The organism is Aminobacter sp. SR38 (assembly GCF_014843375.1).
Lineage (GTDB): Bacteria > Pseudomonadota > Alphaproteobacteria > Rhizobiales > Rhizobiaceae > Aminobacter > Aminobacter ciceronei.
In genome coordinates this window covers 2,883,989-2,900,303 of sequence record NZ_CP062112.1, presented here as the reverse complement: position 1 = coordinate 2,900,303, position 16,315 = coordinate 2,883,989, and the positions used below count along the sequence as shown (strand labels likewise).

At 64.5% G+C, this 16,315-nt stretch carries 13 protein-coding genes, 1 tRNA gene and 1 pseudogene; 3 read left to right on the top strand and 12 right to left on the bottom strand.

The window, feature by feature from the left end; translation table 11 throughout:
• Positions 1-163: 163 nt before the first annotated feature.
• The 4 genes from rpsA to aroA all read right to left on the bottom strand — a co-directional run bounded on the left by rpsA (position 164) and on the right by aroA (position 4,771).
• The gene (gene rpsA, locus IG197_RS14125) at positions 164-1,861 is read right to left on the bottom strand and encodes a 30S ribosomal protein S1 (protein WP_067955598.1); all 1,698 of its coding nucleotides are present in this window, start codon (positions 1,859-1,861) and stop codon (positions 164-166) included.
• A 171-nt stretch (positions 1,862-2,032) separates the two neighbouring features.
• Positions 2,033-2,671 (bottom strand): (d)CMP kinase, encoded by a 639-nt coding sequence (gene cmk / locus IG197_RS14120; RefSeq protein WP_067955596.1) that lies wholly within the window; start codon positions 2,669-2,671, stop codon positions 2,033-2,035.
• A gap of 19 nt (positions 2,672-2,690) precedes the next feature.
• Entirely contained in the window at positions 2,691-3,392 is a 702-nt protein-coding gene (locus tag IG197_RS14115) for an SDR family oxidoreductase (RefSeq protein WP_067955594.1), read from the bottom strand.
• Between the two features lie 38 nt (positions 3,393-3,430).
• Entirely contained in the window at positions 3,431-4,771 is a 1,341-nt protein-coding gene (aroA, locus tag IG197_RS14110; RefSeq protein WP_192312676.1) for a 3-phosphoshikimate 1-carboxyvinyltransferase, read from the bottom strand.
• 175 nt (positions 4,772-4,946) lie between these two features.
• Between aroA and IG197_RS14105 the strand changes: the two genes are divergently transcribed.
• Together IG197_RS14105 and IG197_RS14100 are read left to right on the top strand one after the other, a co-directional pair.
• The gene (locus tag IG197_RS14105; protein ID WP_067955590.1) at positions 4,947-5,333 is read left to right on the top strand and encodes a TIGR02300 family protein; all 387 of its coding nucleotides are present in this window, start codon (positions 4,947-4,949) and stop codon (positions 5,331-5,333) included.
• A 146-nt stretch (positions 5,334-5,479) separates the two neighbouring features.
• A tRNA-Ala gene (locus IG197_RS14100) sits at positions 5,480-5,555 on the top strand.
• A gap of 248 nt (positions 5,556-5,803) precedes the next feature.
• On the opposite strand, the gene IG197_RS14095 is transcribed toward IG197_RS14100, so the two are convergent.
• Positions 5,804-6,061, bottom strand: coding sequence for a hypothetical protein (locus IG197_RS14095; RefSeq protein WP_192312675.1), 258 nt, complete (start codon positions 6,059-6,061; stop codon positions 5,804-5,806).
• Positions 6,062-6,249: 188 nt separating this feature from the next.
• Between IG197_RS14095 and IG197_RS14090 the strand changes: the two genes are divergently transcribed.
• On the top strand, positions 6,250-7,314 hold the full coding sequence (locus tag IG197_RS14090; RefSeq protein WP_192312674.1) for a siderophore-interacting protein: 1,065 nt from the start codon (positions 6,250-6,252) through the stop codon (positions 7,312-7,314).
• Between the two features lie 9 nt (positions 7,315-7,323).
• On the opposite strand, the gene IG197_RS14085 is transcribed toward IG197_RS14090, so the two are convergent.
• From IG197_RS14085 to IG197_RS14050, 7 genes and pseudogenes are all read right to left on the bottom strand, one after another.
• Positions 7,324-8,703 carry a serine hydrolase gene (locus tag IG197_RS14085; RefSeq protein WP_192312673.1) on the bottom strand — a complete coding sequence of 460 codons (1,380 nt, stop codon included), beginning with the start codon at positions 8,701-8,703 and terminating at the stop codon, positions 7,324-7,326.
• 99 nt (positions 8,704-8,802) lie between these two features.
• Positions 8,803-10,377: an ABC transporter substrate-binding protein gene (locus IG197_RS14080; protein ID WP_192312672.1), complete on the bottom strand. Its 1,575-nt coding sequence runs from the start codon at positions 10,375-10,377 to the stop codon at positions 8,803-8,805.
• 40 nt (positions 10,378-10,417) lie between these two features.
• On the bottom strand, positions 10,418-11,284 hold the full coding sequence (locus IG197_RS14075) for a MurR/RpiR family transcriptional regulator (RefSeq protein ID WP_192312671.1): 867 nt from the start codon (positions 11,282-11,284) through the stop codon (positions 10,418-10,420).
• 233 nt (positions 11,285-11,517) lie between these two features.
• On the bottom strand, positions 11,518-11,859 hold the full coding sequence (locus IG197_RS14070; protein WP_192312670.1) for a hypothetical protein: 342 nt from the start codon (positions 11,857-11,859) through the stop codon (positions 11,518-11,520).
• A gap of 67 nt (positions 11,860-11,926) precedes the next feature.
• Positions 11,927-13,150, bottom strand: coding sequence for an alanine racemase (locus tag IG197_RS14065; protein ID WP_192312669.1), 1,224 nt, complete (start codon positions 13,148-13,150; stop codon positions 11,927-11,929).
• Positions 13,151-13,198: 48 nt separating this feature from the next.
• Positions 13,199-15,078 (bottom strand): annotated as a pseudogene (locus tag IG197_RS36815) (ABC transporter ATP-binding protein).
• Positions 15,079-15,338: 260 nt separating this feature from the next.
• On the bottom strand, positions 15,339-16,292 hold the full coding sequence (locus tag IG197_RS14050) for a LysR family transcriptional regulator (RefSeq protein ID WP_067965860.1): 954 nt from the start codon (positions 16,290-16,292) through the stop codon (positions 15,339-15,341).
• Positions 16,293-16,315 lie beyond the last annotated feature (23 nt).

Here is a 16,315-nt window from a genome sequence, read left to right as displayed (position 1 = left end):
CGCGGCAACCTTGGACAAGCCGATCATGCCCGGCCGGGAAGCATTCGGATGAGCCGTGAAGCATTCCGGCATCACTTCTGGCCGGCGACGACAATCAGACAAAGAAAAACCCCACCGGATCGCTCCGGCGGGGTCATTCAGTTCACGACAATGAGCTGTTGGCTCAGTTGTTGCGGTTCTTCAGGGCTGCGCCGAGGATGTCGCCGAGCGAAGCGCCGGAGTCGGTCGAGCCGTACTGAGCGACTGCTTCCTTCTCTTCGGCGATTTCCAGCGCCTTGATCGAGACCTGCAGCTTGCGGGTCTTCTTGTCGAAAGCGATGACGCGGGCGTCAACCTTCTGGCCGACGACGAAGCGCTCAGGGCGCTGCTCGTCACGGTCGCGCGACAGGTCGGCGCGCTTGATGAAGGTCTCGATGCCGCTCTCGACAAGACGGACTTCGAGGCCACCATCCTTGATCGCGATCACTTCGCAGGTGACGACGGCGTTCTTGCGCAGTTCGCCAGAGGTCGAAGCTTCACCGACGGCGTCCTTGCCGAGCTGCTTGATGCCGAGCGAGATGCGCTCCTTCTCGATGTCGACGTCGAGAACCTGAGCCTTGACCATGTCGCCACGGTTGTACTCTTCGATGACCTGCTCGCCCGGACGGTTCCAGTCGAGGTCGGACAGGTGCACCATGCCGTCGACGTCGCCGTCGAGACCGATGAACAGGCCGAATTCGGTCTTGTTCTTGACTTCGCCTTCGACTTCGGTGCCGACCGGGTGGTTACGGGCGAAAGCTTCCCACGGATTCTCGAGCGTCTGCTTGAGGCCGAGCGAGATGCGGCGCTTGGCCGGATCCACTTCGAGCACGACCACGTCGACCTGCTGGGTGGTCGACAGGATCTTGCCGGGGTGCACGTTCTTCTTGGTCCACGACATTTCCGAAACGTGGATGAGGCCTTCGATGCCCGGCTCGAGCTCGACGAACGCACCGTAGTCGGTGATGTTCGTGACGGTGCCGGTGATCTTTTTGCCGATCGGGAACTTGGTGCCGATGTCCGACCACGGATCCGACTCGAGCTGCTTCATGCCGAGCGAGATGCGGTGGGTTTCCTGGTTGATGCGGATGATCTGCACCTTGACCGTCTGACCGATGTTGAGGATTTCGGTCGGATGGTTGACGCGGCGCCAGGCCATGTCGGTGACGTGCAGCAGGCCGTCGATGCCGCCGAGGTCAACGAACGCACCGTAGTCGGTGATGTTCTTGACCACGCCCTCGACAACCTGACCCTCTTCGAGGTTCTGGACGATTTCGGAGCGCTGCTCTGCACGGCTCTCTTCGAGAACGGTGCGGCGCGACACGACGATGTTGCCACGACGGCGATCCATCTTGAGGATCTCGAAGGGCTGCGGGTTGTGCATGAGCGGGGTGACGTCGCGGATCGGACGGATGTCGACCTGCGAACGCGGCAGGAAGGCAACGGCGCCGTCCAGATCGACGGTGAAGCCGCCCTTGACCTGGTTGAAGATGACGCCTTCGACGCGCTCACCCTTGGTGAACTTCTCTTCGAGCTTGACCCAGCTCTCTTCGCGGCGAGCCTTGTCGCGCGACAGCATGGCTTCGCCAAGCGCGTTTTCGATGCGCTCGACATAAACCTCGACGGTGTCGCCGACCTTGAGCGAGCCGTCCTTGGCCTTGGCGCCGAATTCCTTCAGCGGAACGCGACCTTCGACCTTCAGGCCGACGTCGATGATGGCCATGTCTTTTTCGATGGCCGTGACGATGCCCTTGACGACCTGGCCTTCGCCCGAATGACCGTCCGAGAAGGACTCTTCGAGCAGGCTCGCGAAATCGTCGCGGGAGGGATTAGCTTGTGACATTGGATCTCCTGGTGCGTCCCGGCTTGCGGGAGCGGCGCCGTGGGTTAGCGTTGCGTTGGCCTGCCAACATCCCGGGCAATAAGCCCTTGGCCGCCCAAAGCGGCAAATCGGCGCAAGAAGAATGCGGACAGGTCGGTTAAGTAGCGAAGCCCTGAGGCTTCAGCCGTGCCTTCAACTGCCAAGGGCCCGATCAACGATATCCCTGGCTGCGGAAAACGCGGCTTCTATATCCATTTCTGACGTATCGAGCAAGTGCGCGTCGTCGGCGGGCCTGAGCGGGGAGTCGGCGCGGCCGGTGTCGCGCTCGTCACGGCGGACGATATCAGCGAGAATCCCGGTGAAATCGGCGCTGCCGCCATTGGCCTCGATCTCGGCCAGCCGGCGCTGGGCGCGGACCTCGGCGCTGGCCGTGACATAGAGCTTCACGTCGGCATCCGGGCAGACGACCGTGCCGATGTCGCGGCCGTCGAGCACCGCACCTTGCGGCGCCTTGGCGAATGCACGCTGCTTGTCGACCAGGATCTTGCGCACCTCGGGGATGACGGCGACCTTTGATGCCGCCTCGCCGACCGCATGCGCCGACAGCACCTTGCGGTCGAGATGGCCGAGATCGACGAGCTTCGCCGCCTCGATGGCATGCGCCACGTCGTCGAGCGGCCAGCCCTTTTCGATCAGCATGTGGGCGACGGCGCGATAGGTCAGCCCGGTGTCGAGCAGCGCCAGGTGGTAGTAGTCGGCGAGCCGGCGGGCGAGCGTACCCTTGCCGGCGCCAGCCGGGCCGTCGATGGCGATGGTGATCGAAGCAGGCATGTCCTGGCGAGATCCCTGGTCAGACGCCGCGCATCAGGCCGCCATCGACCTTCAGGCTCTGCCCGGTGATGTAGGCGGCGCCCTCCGAGGCAAGGAAGGCAATCGTCGCGGCGATCTCCTGGGAGGTGCCGTAGCGCTGCATCGGCACGCCGTCGCGGCGCTCGTCGGTCTGCGGCAGGCTGTCGATCCAGCCCGGCAGCACATTGTTCATGCGGACATTGTGCGGGGCGTACTGGTCAGCGAAGAGCTTGGTGTAGGCTGCAAGACCGGCGCGTGCCACGGCCGACGTCGGGAACATCGCCGCCGGTTCGCCGACCCAGGCGGTCGAGATGTTGACGATGGCGCCGCCCTTCTGGGCAACCATGACAGGCGCAACGAGGCGCGTCGCGCGCACGACATTCATGAAATAGACGTCGATGCCGGTGTGCCACTGCTCGTCGGTGATCTCCAGCAGCGGCGCCCGCGGGCCGTGGCCTGCGCCGTTGACCAGCACGTCGATGCGGCCCCACTTTTCCATCGTCAGGTCGACGAAGCGCTTGAGGTCGTCGTTCGACTGGTTGGACCCGGTGAAGCCGAGCCCGCCGAGCTCCTTGGCCAAGGCCTCGCCCTTGCCGGAGGACGACAGGACGGCGACCGAATAGCCGTCGGCTGCCAGCTTGCGCGCCGCCGCGGCACCCATGCCGCTGCCGCCGCCGACGATCATTGCTACTTTGTCAGACATAGGCTCGCTCCTCGTTGGTCCTGCCGAACTTAAGGGGCTTATTCGATCTCTGCACCCAGATTTGCCATCAGGCCCATGAACTCGGGGAAGCTGGTTGCGATCATCGCCTGGTCGTCGACGGTGACGGGCTTTTCGGCAGCCAGGCCCATGACCAGGAAGCTCATGGCGATACGGTGGTCGAGATGGGTCTTGACGGTGCCGCCGCCGAGGCCCTTGCCGCCGGGCACGCCGCGGACGGACAGCGTTGTCTCGCCTTCGGTGCAGTCGGCGCCATTGGCTTCGAGGCCGCGGGCAACCGCTGCCAGGCGGTCGGATTCCTTGACCCGCAGCTCTTCCAGCCCCTGCATCAGCGTTTCGCCCTCGGCGAAGCAGGCGGCGACGGCGAGGACCGGGTATTCGTCGATCATCGACGGTGCGCGTTCGGCCGGGACCTTGACGCCCTTGAGCTCGGAGCCGCGGACGCGCAAATCGGCGACGTCTTCGCCGCCGGCATTGCGGCGGTTGAGGATCTCGATCGACCCGCCCATCTCGATCAGCGTGGTGATCAGGCCGGTGCGGGTCGGGTTCATCAGCACATTCTCAATGGTGATGTCGGAGCCCGGCACGATCAGCGCCGCGACCAACGGGAAACCGGCTGAGGACGGGTCGCCCGGCACTGCGATGACCTGGCCGGTCAGCTTGCCCTGGCCTTCGATGAAGATGTGGCGCACGCCCTGCTCGTCGGTCTGGACTTCGATGTTGGCGCCGAAGCCCTTGAGCATCTTTTCGGTGTGGTCGCGGGTCATCACCGGCTCGATGACGGTGGTGATTCCTGGCGTGTTGAGGCCGGCAAGCAGCACGGCCGACTTGACCTGGGCCGAGGCCATCGGCACCCGATAGCTGATCGGCGCTGCCTGACGCGGGCCGCGCAGCGTCAGCGGCATGCGGTCGCCGGGCGAAGCGTTCAGCACCTGGACGCCCATCTGGCGCAGCGGATCGAGTACGCGGCCCATCGGCCGGCCCGACAGCGAGGCATCGCCAATGAAGGTGGTTTCCATGTCATAGGTGCCGACGAGGCCCATGGTCAGGCGCGAGCCGGTGCCGGCATTGCCGAAGTCGAGCGGCGCCTCGGCCTGCAAGAGCGCGCCGTTGCCGGTGCCCTTGATGACCCATTCGTCGCCATGCTTCTCGATATGGGCACCCATCGCCTTCATCGCGTCGCCGGTGCGCATCACGTCCTCGCCCTCGAGCAGGCCGGTGATGCGGGTTTCGCCGGAAGCCAGGCCGCCAAACATGAAGGAGCGGTGCGAAATCGACTTGTCGCCAGGAACGCGGGCGGTTCCAGACAGGGATTTCGACTTCCGGGCGACGGCCGGCTGCGGCACAGCTTGATGCGACATGGTGGTTCCTCGTGCGGGACGCCCCGCGAAACCGGGCTTTCCCAATGATTGCGGCGGTGTCGTAGCATCGATTGCCGCAACGGTCATCCCCCATCGCCCCTGCCGGGGGATTTGGCTTTGACAGCGCCCCAAACTGCGGCTAAGGGGTCCAAAAAGCGACAAGACGAGGCCTGACGTGGCAAAACCCGAACTTGGCACCAAACGTGTCGACCCGGAAACGGGACGTAAATTCTATGATCTGAACAAGGACCCGATCGTCTCGCCCTACACCGGCAAGGCCTATCCGCGCTCCTACTTCGACGATGGCAAGATCGCCGCCATCATGGAAGAGGAAGAGGAAGCCGACGCCAAGGAGCTCGACGCCGAGGATGAAGGCGCAGAGGTCGTGTCCCTGGAGGACGCCGACGACGAGGCCAAGGGCGGCGACGACCTGCCGGATCTGGACGACGATGATGTCGACCTGGGCGACGATGACGACGACACGTTCCTCGCCGACGAGGAAGAGGAAGACGACGACGTCTCCGACATGATCGGCGTCGGCGACGACGACGACGAGATCTGACACGGCTTTTCGGGAAACCGAAAAAAGGTTTCGATCAAGGCTTGCCAATGGTCGAATGCGGCGCTAGAAGCCGCCCAACAACACCGGCGCGGACGACAAATTCGCGCCGACCTTCGCCGGAAACGGCGCCCGGCCAAGGCCGGTGTGGGGCCATAGCTCAGCTGGGAGAGCGCCTGCATGGCATGCAGGAGGTCAGCGGTTCGATCCCGCTTGGCTCCACCAAATTTCTTCACCAAATCAGCACGTTAGAGACAGTGGCCTGCAGGCCGCTACGTTGTCCTGACCAAGCAGTTTTCCTTCGTCACATCACGAGTGAGGCCGCATCCGCTCGCATTGTCGGCGCAGCCATTTCATCCGTATCGAGCGTGCCGGCCAAGTGGGCAGCGCGTCCGCCGTGCATGGACCGCAGCCGGTCATCAGGGCGCCGTCGAGCGCGACCGGCGCCCGATTCGCTGCCTTAGGCTCGGTGCTCAACGCCGGGACGGAAACACCTGCTCCGCCGTCGGTCGGCCAAAACCGTCACTCATCAACTGGATGAGTAGAGATCCTGGCGTTCGGCCGCCGGTGACGCTGACCATCTGTCCAGTCGAATCGATGACCGTGCCGGCATGCGCCAGCGTGGTGAGTGCAGCGAGCAGCAGGCAAAGCAGGGCCGCGCGAGCAATGGCGCGCGACCGGAGCAATGTCTGCGCGTCTGCCAGGAAGCTGAAGGGCTCTACACGGTCCATGTCATCGGTCCTGTCCGGAGGCTGCGGCAACGATTTAACTTGACTATCATATTCAAGTTTAAATATTCAAGCCCATGACGCGGACAGTACCCGTCGAGCCAGCTCGGTGCGGCTCCGCACATTCAGCCAGCAATTTGCCAGGTGGACGACCTGGGGGTGGAAGCGACACGAACCGGAAGCGAACTGACATGACTGACCTTCAATCCCGCGCCGAACTGCAGCTGCAACTTTCTCCCGATCAACTGGAGAAGATCCGCGATCGGCTGGAGAGCTTTGACGCGAGCGCAAGCGCAGAGGGCGATGCCGTCAATTTCCGCTTCCTCTTTGGCGAGGCCTCGTTGGTCATGCCCAAGGGGGCGCTGATCATGCGGGCCAGGTCATCGCATCCCGACGGCCTGGCCCGGCTCAAGGATTTGATGGCGACGTCGGTGGAGTTCTACGCCAGAGAGAGCCAGCCGCAGATCGTGTGGCAGGGCGACCTATCGGGCCAAGGCGAGCTGGAGCAGTTTCGCCTGGCGACCGTCGTCAACGCGATCGACCTGACGCCGCATATGAAGCGCATCCGGCTCAAGGCGCCCAATCTCGAACGCTTCGCCTCGTTTGGCGGTCTGCACATTCGCATGCTGTTTCCGACGGCCAGTGTGCCGAATCCGGTCTGGCCGGTGCGCGGCAACAACGGCCTTGTGTCTTGGCCCGACGAAAACAGGCGCCCACCGTCGCGAGTCTACACCATCCGCCGGCTGGAAGTGGCCGGCGGGCATTTCGACGTCGATTTCCTGATCCACGAAGGCGAGAGCGTCGGTTCCAACTGGGCATCGGCAGCGCGCGAGGGTGACAAAGTCGGCATTTTGGGGCCGGTCGGACGTCCGCTCAGGCCGGCCGACTGGTTTGTCATGGGTGCCGACGAAACCGGCCTGCCGGCGGTCGGGCGGATGCTGGAGAGCCTGCCGGCAACGACGCGCGGCATCGCCTTCATCGAAGTCGCTGACGAGGGCGAACGCCAGCAGATCGACAATCTGACCGCGGTCGAGGTGAAGTGGCTGTACCGCAACGGTGTAGCAGGCGGCGAGAGCACCGCCCTCGCCGATGCGGTCATGTCGGTTGCCTGGCCGGAGCAGGTAACAGGCTTCGGCTGGTTTGCGGCGGAAGCCGCAGCGGCAAAACGGGTGCGCGACCACTGGCGCAGCGATCTGTCGCTGGGCCGAGACCAGACGATCGCCTCGGCCTACTGGACGCGAGGCGACGCCGGCTGATCCCCGGGATCATTCCATGTGAAAGCGCATCGCGCTGACGCGGCCGTCCGCCTGCCGGTCGACGCTCCAGTGCATGTGATAGCGCCCGGTCGGCAGGCGGTAGCGGCGCCGGCCGGTGCCGTCGTCGTCGATGAGTTCGAGCGGCGCCGGGCCGAGGTCGGATTCGCTCTCGACGAGGACCTGTTCGAGCCAGCGATCGCTCCAGAGCTGCCAGGCTTCGGCGGTGAAGGCGTCGCGTGGTGCTGTGCGTGCGGCGATAGCCCTGATCAGACAGTCATCCGCCTTTGTGCGATCGGGCACGCCATCGGCAATAGGTTCGTATGAGGCCACGCTAGGGTCGACAATGCCGGCGATTTGCTGGGCGATGCGCGCGACCTGGGCGTCGTCGATGTTGGCCAGCACTGCGACCGACAGCTTCTGCGCGGGAAAACGGGCGAGCTCGGCGCGGAAGCCGTACCAGGTGCCGCCATGCCGGATCTTGCGCTGCCCGCGGATCTCGGAGTTCTGCCAGCCGAGCGCATAGCCATTGATCGCCGGGCGACCGTCGTTCATCTGCGCCGGCTCGAACATCTCGGCAACGATGTCGGGGCGGAAGACCTGCGGCCGGTCGAGCTCGATGAACCAATGGGCGATGTCGCGCGGCGAGAAAAACAACCCACCATCGCCGGTGCGCAGCAATGTCGGTGCAGTCCAGCAGCGGTTGCGCAGCTCACCATTGTCGCGGCTGTAGCCCTGCGCGCGGTTCGGTACGATATCGGTCCAGCTGGCGTCGCGGGCGCTGGCCATGCCTGCAGGTCCAAACAGCAGTTCGCGCAGCAGCGCGTAATAGGGCTTGCCGCCGACGCGGGCGACGATCAGCGACGCCACGATGTAGCTGGTGTTCGAATAGCGGTAGCTTTCGCCAGGCGCGAAGGCCAACGGCGACAGGCTGGCCAGTGCCAGCAGCTGCGCGTCGCTGTGGTCCTGCCAGAGGTTGAGCGGCACGACGTCGTTTTCGATCGGCGCCGGGGCGAAGGCATCGCTGAAATTGCCGAGGCCACTCATCATCGTCAGCAACTGGCGGATCGTCATCGCGGCCCAGCTCTCCGGCGTCTCGATCAGGTAGCGCCTGACCGGATCGTCGAGCTTGAGACGCCCCTGCTGCACCAGAAGCAGCACGGCGGCGGCGGTGAACATCTTGCCGGTCGAGCCCGAGTGGAAGATGCTGTCTGATGATGCGGGCACGTTGTGCTCGACATCGGCCAGGCCGTAGCCACCGATATGCAGGACCTGCCCGTCGCGGACGATGGCCACGCCAAGCCCAGGGATCTTGCTGCGCTCCATCTCTGCATTCAGGTGGTCTTCCAGCGTGGTTGCGAGGTTGGTGGCGGATTTTTCCGTGCTGTGCATTGCGGTGTCTTTCATTGCTGCGTGCGGTGGCAGGCATGCGGCACTTTTGCGCCGCATCATGGTCCGATGCCGTCTTTCGGTTCAGGTTACGTCTGGCCGTCAGTCGGCGGGTTTGACGTCGACGAGCGAGTAGGGCGCCCGGAACGGCTGGGGTACCGAAAGCCTCGTCTTGTTGAAAACCATCGTCTGGGCCGGTTCGTGCACCGGTACACCGACGAAATTGGCGAGCAGCTGGCCGTGGAAGTTCCGGAAGTTGACGACGCGCTCATCCCACGACTTCGAGCCATACATGGCGAGTTCGCGCAGCTTCTCCGACGTCGGGTCGTTCCACATCGACAGGTTCCAGGAATCCAGGCGCTTGGCGCTGAAGAACCAGTCGAGGATGTCGGCGTTGGTCCAGGAATAAGGCGCAAGCACCAGCTCGCGCTCGGGCTTGAGGAACTGGCTGCGGTAAGTGCCGGCGTCGAACACGGTGATCTCGGCTTTCACGCCGACGGCCTTGAGCTGTGCCTGGATGATCTCAGCCATGCGCTTGTATTCGGTGTCGGCCCGGGCCCACAGCTTGACCGTGAGCGGCTTGCCGTCCTTGACACGAACACCGTCGGCGCCGCGGGCCCAGCCGGCCTCGTCGAGCAGGCTGGCTGCCTTGGCCGGGTCATGCCTGATCTGCAGTGCCGGATCGACATGTGCCTCGCCCAGTGCGGCGACCAGGAACTGGTGCGCCTCCTTGCCAACCCCGCCATAGACGCTCTTCAGGATCGAGGCCTGGTCGATGGCAAGTGCTGTCGCCTGGCGCACGCGGATGTCGGTGAAGGGGGCTGCCTGGGTGTTGATGGTAACGAGGGTCACGCCATAGCCCGGAAGCTCCCTCAGATCGATGTCTGCCTCGCCCTTCAGCTGCGGCAGGAAGTCGGTCGGCACGTCGAGCAGCATGTCGACGCCGCCGGTCTTGAGTTCGAGGAAGGCGGTCGAAGCGTCGGGGATTTCGCGCGCGGTCAGGCGCTTGATGTACGGTGCGCTTTTGTTTTCCGTCAGCGCGCTGCCCCAGCTGTAGTCCTCATTGGCGACGAGCACGGTTTCCTGGCCGACGACGAAGCTCTCGAGCTTGTAGGGGCCGGTGCCGACGGCCTCGGTCACGCCGTAGTCCTGGCCGCCCGCCTCATATGCCTTCGGGCTCGGGACGCCCATGTTCGTCATGGCGAGGTTAAAGATCAGGTTCGGCTCGGGACGCTTCAGGACGAAGCGTACTGTGTGGTCGGCGACGACCTCGACGCGCTCGATGGCATCGACCATGTATTCGTTTTCGGTGCCTTTGAACTTGGGAATCCACCAGGCGATGGTCTGGGCGTTGAACGGCTCGCCGTCGGTAAAGGTCACGTCTTTGCGTAATTCGAAGGTCCAGCTCATACCGTCGGGGCTGACTTCCCAGGAGCTGGCGAGATGCGGATGATAGGACTGGTCGGCAGCCTGCTCGACGAGGCGGTCGTAGATCAGCCCGGCGGCCATGTTGAGGGTGACGGCGCGGATCGGATCATAGCTGGCGGCGCCCGACTCCTGACGCCCGATCACGATCACCGCCTCGGTTTCCGCCAATGCGTGCGCGGGCGAAAGCAGCCCGACAGCGATGCCAAGCGAAATAGCGGTTGCAGAAAATAGGAACCAGCGACGGTTCATGAACCCCTCCCAAGGTTGCGTTGTGGATCGTGTGTCGGTGCTACGTCTTGCGGCCGGCGTGTCCGACGAAATCGCCATAGAGACCGGACATCCGGTCGAGCCGTTGCTCGACCTCGGGCCCGAGCTCGCCGATGATGCCATTGACCATCAGGTGGACGAGCGTCAGCATCGGCCCGTTGGTGTCCCAGAACAGGTTGATCTCCGAAGGTACTGCAAAGACCTCTGTGGTGCAGTCATGCGCCCAGTCGCAGAACAGGTCGGTGACGAGTGTCACCGGCATGCCGGCGTCGCGGGACCTTTGCGCCAGGAGCGCAGCCTGGCGGGAATAGCGGCGCGCGTCGAACATGACGAGCGCCGAGGCTTTCGGGTCGGCGAGCAGCACCTCGGAAAAAATGCCCGAGGAATGGTCGACGAGATGCACGCCGTCCCTGACATACTGAAGCAGGTGGGCCATTGTCGCGGCGATACCGCGCTCGCTTTGGAACCCGGCGATGAAGACGTTGTTCACTGTCGCAAGGCGCTTGACCACGGCCGACCATTGCGGCGTCCGAACCAGCTCATAGGCCCGAACGGTGGCGGCGAGTTCGAGCTCGAGGCTCCTTGCCAGGTCGCCGCCACCTTCGCGGGTGCTCGCTTGGAACTCGCGCAGCCGGTCGCCGATCAGCCACGGGCTGTCCGAGACATCGACCTTGAGGTCGGCCTTGAGGTCCTTGAAGTGCTGGTAGCCGATCGAGCGGCAGAAACGCCCGACCGTCAGTTCGCTGACGCCGACTTTTTCGGCGACGGTCATCGCGGTTTCGAACGGCAGTTCGCTGAGATTGGCCAACATGTAGGTGGCGATGGCGCGGCTCGCCCCCGCGCCGTTCTGCAGGCTGTCCGTCAATCGCTGGCGTACCGTTCCGCTCATCACGTCTCCTCCCGCAAATCAGACTGACAGTTTTCTGAAATTGAATCAAGAGTGTTATTTTTCTGACATTAGCCAGATGTGAGAGGCGTGGGCGATACCGTTTTTTCGATGCCGCAGGTGATGCGCCGGGGATGGCGAACGATGCGCGGACGCAGGTGCGCCTTCCCAAGGCAACCCCTGACGCCGTCGAGCCGATGGCTTTGGTCAGTGCCGGCCTGTTGTGCGGAATGCGCCTAGCGACACTTGCGTTTCCTGACCGAGTCGATGGCGATCTGCTCCTGGCGCAGGCCGTCGATCCTGGTCGTCTGCCGGTCCTGGATGGCAGTGATGGCCTTGGTGCCGCCCGGCGCCCATGCCGGAACGTTCCACTGGCCGACGGTGCCGCGGCCGATCGCGGTGCGCGAAATGCTTGCAGCCGTGGTGCCCATGACGACATCGAGTTCAGCACAGGCCATGGCGTCGTATTTCAGCGGATCGACTGGTCCGACCGAGCCTGGCCCGGATACGCAGCCGGCCGTGGCGGCCAGGGCGAGGAACAGTGCGGTCCTCGCTGAAGCAAGAGCAATTGCCTTCATCGGGCAAGAGTAACAAGCCCGGCCGGAGATTGGAACCAGGTGCCCAGGTGAGCGCTCGCGCGTCCGCTCAGGTCTGGCAGCTGCGGGCGTTGACCGGCAGCGTCAGCGCTTCGCCCTCGTCGCGGCGGAGGACAAAACTGTCGAAATTGGCGATGGTGGCGCAGGAGTGATTGGGGAACACCCTGACGCGGCTGTCGAGCGGCAGGGTGCGACCTCCCGCGGGTACGAAGCCGTGCTCCTCCGACATGCGTTCGAGCGTCCACACGCCGGCGCCGCTGCCGGCTTCGGCGCCGATGACGATGCCGAAGCCGTTGCCCCCCATGCCATGGGCGCCACGGTCGGAGCTCATCGTCTTGGAGCCGGCATCGATGATGAAATGTGTGTCGTTGGCGGCAACGACACGAGCCACCACCGAAAGTGCCAGATCGTCGGCACTGCAGATGCCGAGGCGGAGGGCGGTGCCGTCGAGGAAGACGTAGTTGCCGGGGCGGATGCAGTCGACTGCCTGCAGCGGCGCGCCGAGACAGGTCGGCGTCGCCCCGACCGACAGGCAGGGTACATCGATGCTCAGGCCCTTCAGCATGGCGGCGAGGCCGGTCAGTGCTGCAGCCTCGGTGCGGGCAACCGCGGCGAGGTTTTCGGGATCGGTAGCGGCATAGGAATGGCCGGCATGCGACAGCAGGCCGGCGAAATGCAGGCCGGGTGCTGCGGCGATCTTTTGGCAGACAGCGATCGCCGCCGGATCGTTCGGCTTGAGGCCGACGCGACCGAGACCGACATCGACCTTGAGGAAGACGCCGATGTCGACGCCGTGGCGCACGGCAGCGGTGGAGAGCGCGTCGACGCCCATTTCGCTGGCGGCAATCGTGCGCAGTTCGGTGCCGTGCGCCTTCACCGTCGGCAGCAGGCGGTCGAGCGAACCGGCATTGACGATCGGATAGGCGACGATGATCGAGGGGATGCCGGCCTCGACGAAGACCAGTGCCTCGCTTGGCTTGGAGGCGGTGATGCCACGGGCGCCAAGCGCCAGCTGCCGCTTCGCCAGGTCGATGCTCTTGTGCGTCTTGACGTGCGGGAACATGACGAGCCCTGCAGCATCGGCGCGGGCCTGCATCGCCTGCATATTGCGGGCCAAGCGCGTCTCGTCGACCTCGACATAGGGTGTCGGCCGTTCCGCCGCTGCCGGGCGCCTAAGGCCGTCGATCTTCAGCTGCGCCTGGGATGCGGCAATGTCGGGGCTTGTGTTGGCGGACGCAGGGGCGGCCGCCAACGACACGTTCGAAGGGGTCATGTTGAGAATGCTCTGATTTGAAATAGGGAATGCTTGATAAGGCAGTCGTCAGCCCGCGGCCACCTGTCTTACGTAGTGGGTGGATGAGATCTGGTGCATCGGCAGCTCGACGGGCACGAAGTCGGGTGCGCGCATGGCGCTCGGGATTTCGTCCGACATTGGCACTCGTCCTTCCGGACGGCGCGTCGGATCGGCGATCGGCACCGTCGACAAAAGCTTGCGCGTGTAGGGGTGCTGTGGGTTGCCGAAGATCGAGCGGCGGTCGCCGATCTCGACGATCTCGCCGAGATACATCACTGCGACCCGGTGGGCGATGCGCTCGACCACGGCCATGTCGTGGCTGATGAACAAAAGCGCGATCTGCATGTCGCGCTGCAAGTCCATCAAAAGGTTGATGACCTGTGCCTGGATGGTGACGTCAAGCGAGGCGACCGCCTCGTCGGCGACGATCAGGCGCGGGCGGAGGGCAAGGGCGCGGGCAATGCAGATGCGCTGGCGCTGGCCGCCGGAGAAGGCGTGCGGGTAACGTTCCAGCAGCTCCGGCGCGAGCTCGACCTTGGCCATCAGCTCGGCGGCACGGGCGCGCATGGTCTCGAGCGAGCCGAGCTTGTGCACCCGCATCGGATCGATCAGCGACTGCTCGATGGTCATGCGCGGATTGAGCGAGGAGAACGGGTCCTGGAAGACCATCTGGGCCTGGCGCCGAAACTTCGCCACGACTTGCCGCGGCGCGCCGACAAGTTCGACGCCGTCGAAGCGGATCGAGCCGGAGCGTGGCTTGTCGAGCTGCATGATCGAGCGCGCGACGGTGGACTTGCCGCAGCCCGACTCGCCGACCAGCGCCAGTGTCTCGCCCGGGAAGATGTCGAAGGAGACGTTTTCAACGGCATGGACGCGGCCGGAGACATGGCCGAACAGGCCGGTCTTGAGGTCGAAGCGGGTGACCAGGTTGCGCACTTCGACCAGCGGCCGGCCAACCTCTTTCATTGGGGAGGATGCGTTCATTTGCCTGCCTCGGCGAGCTGGCGCTCCGGTTCGAACACCAAGAGCGGGAACTTTTCGGGCGCGTCCTTGTCGGCCATGCTGCCGAGGCGCGGCACTGCCGAGATCAGCGCGCGCGTATAGGCGTGCCTGGGCTTGGCGAAGACGTCGTAGACGGTTCCCGTCTCGACGATCTCTCCCTTCAGCATGATGCAGACCCGGTCGGCGACCTCGGCGACGACGCCCATGTCATGGGTGATGAACAATACCGACATGCCGATCTCCTGCTGCAAGGCGCGAACAAGATCGAGGATCTGCGCCTGGATGGTCACGTCGAGCGCCGTTGTCGGCTCGTCGAGGATCATCAGCGACGGCCGGCACGCGAGCGCGATGGCGATCATCACGCGCTGGCGCATGCCGCCGGAGAGCTGGTGCGGATACTGGTCGAGGCGGCGTTCGGCATCGGGTACGCGCACCAGCTTGAGCGTGTTGAGCGCGATCTGGCGCGCCTGCTCCGGTGTCTTGCCCTGATGGTGGACGACGGCCTCGGCGATCTGGTCGCCGACGGTGAAGACCGGGTTCAGGCTCGACATCGGATCCTGGAAGACGATCGAAATTTCGGCGCCCCTGAGTGCCTCGACGCGCTTTTCGGAGAGCTTGGCGAGGTCGGCGACCTTGCCGTCCTTGAGGCGCATCAGCACCCGTCCGCCGGTGATGGCGGCACCATCATATTCGGTCAGCCGCATGATCGTCATTGCCGTCACCGACTTGCCCGAGCCGGACTCGCCGACCAGCGCCACCGTCTCGCCGCGCGAGATGGTGAAGGAGATGCCGCGCACGGCGCGGAACGGTGCGCGGGAGCGGACAGCGAAGGAGACTTCGAGATCCTCAACCGACAGGACGACATCGTCGGGCAGTTCGGGTGGGGCGGACTTGGCAGGGATCATCGGCGCATGGACCCGGTTTCAACGACGAGATGTCGTGTCGGGGCATCGAACGCAACGGCGCCGCGTCCTGTCAATAGGCGGGCAGGGGGTAGTGGCCCGCCCTGGAGCGGTCATGTCTGGCTGGTGACGTGACGCGCCGGCGCAAAAGCCAGTGAAATCAAGGCGCCGCAATTGGGTCGGCCGAAACTATGCGCATCACGCATCGTATCGCCTGTCTTCGCATAGCAAGCCTGACCAGCCATTCGGGGCATCCCGATCGGTCAGGCGGCGTCCAGCGTGGCATCGAGACTGCTTCGGTACTGGGGCAGTTCGGCGCATTCCTTGAGATGCTGCCATAGGGCGTCGCCGTCATGGCTGCCCGCGCCGGCGCGCCGGAAAATGCGGATCTCCATTTCCAGCGCCATCTGCTGGCCGCCGATCTGGACGAGCTGGCCCTGCTTCATCGCTTCGGCGACGCAGATCTGCGGCAGCCAGGCGACGCCGCGCCCGGCGACCGCCATGTGCTTCAGGCCGTCGGCAAGCGCCGACTGGTAGACGGTGCTGAGATTGAGCGGGCGGCGCCAGCGCGACTGTACCAGCGTCGCCAGCTTGCCGATGTAGCCGTCGCTCCAGGAGTAGGCGAGGTAAGGAATCTCGGTGCTTTCGGGCACGTCGATGTCGAACAGGGCGCGGCCGTTTTCGTCGGTACCCGAGACCAGAACAAGCCTGTCCTTGCCGATCTGCAACGATTCAAAAGGTCCGCCTTCAAGAACGGGCGGGCCGTCGGGATGAACATAGGTGATGCAGAAGTCGCACTGCCCCGAGCACAGATGGTCGACGCTTTCGAGAAAATCGGCCGCGTGCATGCTGGTGCGCAGCGGCATGCGCGAAATCAGCGGCGAGCTGATCCACTTCGGAAAAAAGTACATCGCCAGCGTGTGCAGCGAGGTGAAGGTCAGCATTGCCGAGCTTTCACCGGCGACATTGCGGCAGTCGGTGCGCAACCGGTAGGCCTCGCGCACCAGCCGCTGGCAGCCGGGCAGGAACATGTTGCCCGCCCGGGTCAGCTGCACCGGATAGGTGCTGCGGTCGATGAGGTCGGCGCCGATCCAGCTTTCCAGCGATTTGATGCGACGGCTGAAGGCCGGCTGCGAAATGTTGCGCGCAGTGGCGGCGGTCGAGAAATTGCGTGTCGCGGCTATTTCCAGGAAATCTTCAAGCCATTGCAGTTCCATGCCGGCCCTCATGCGTGTTTTGC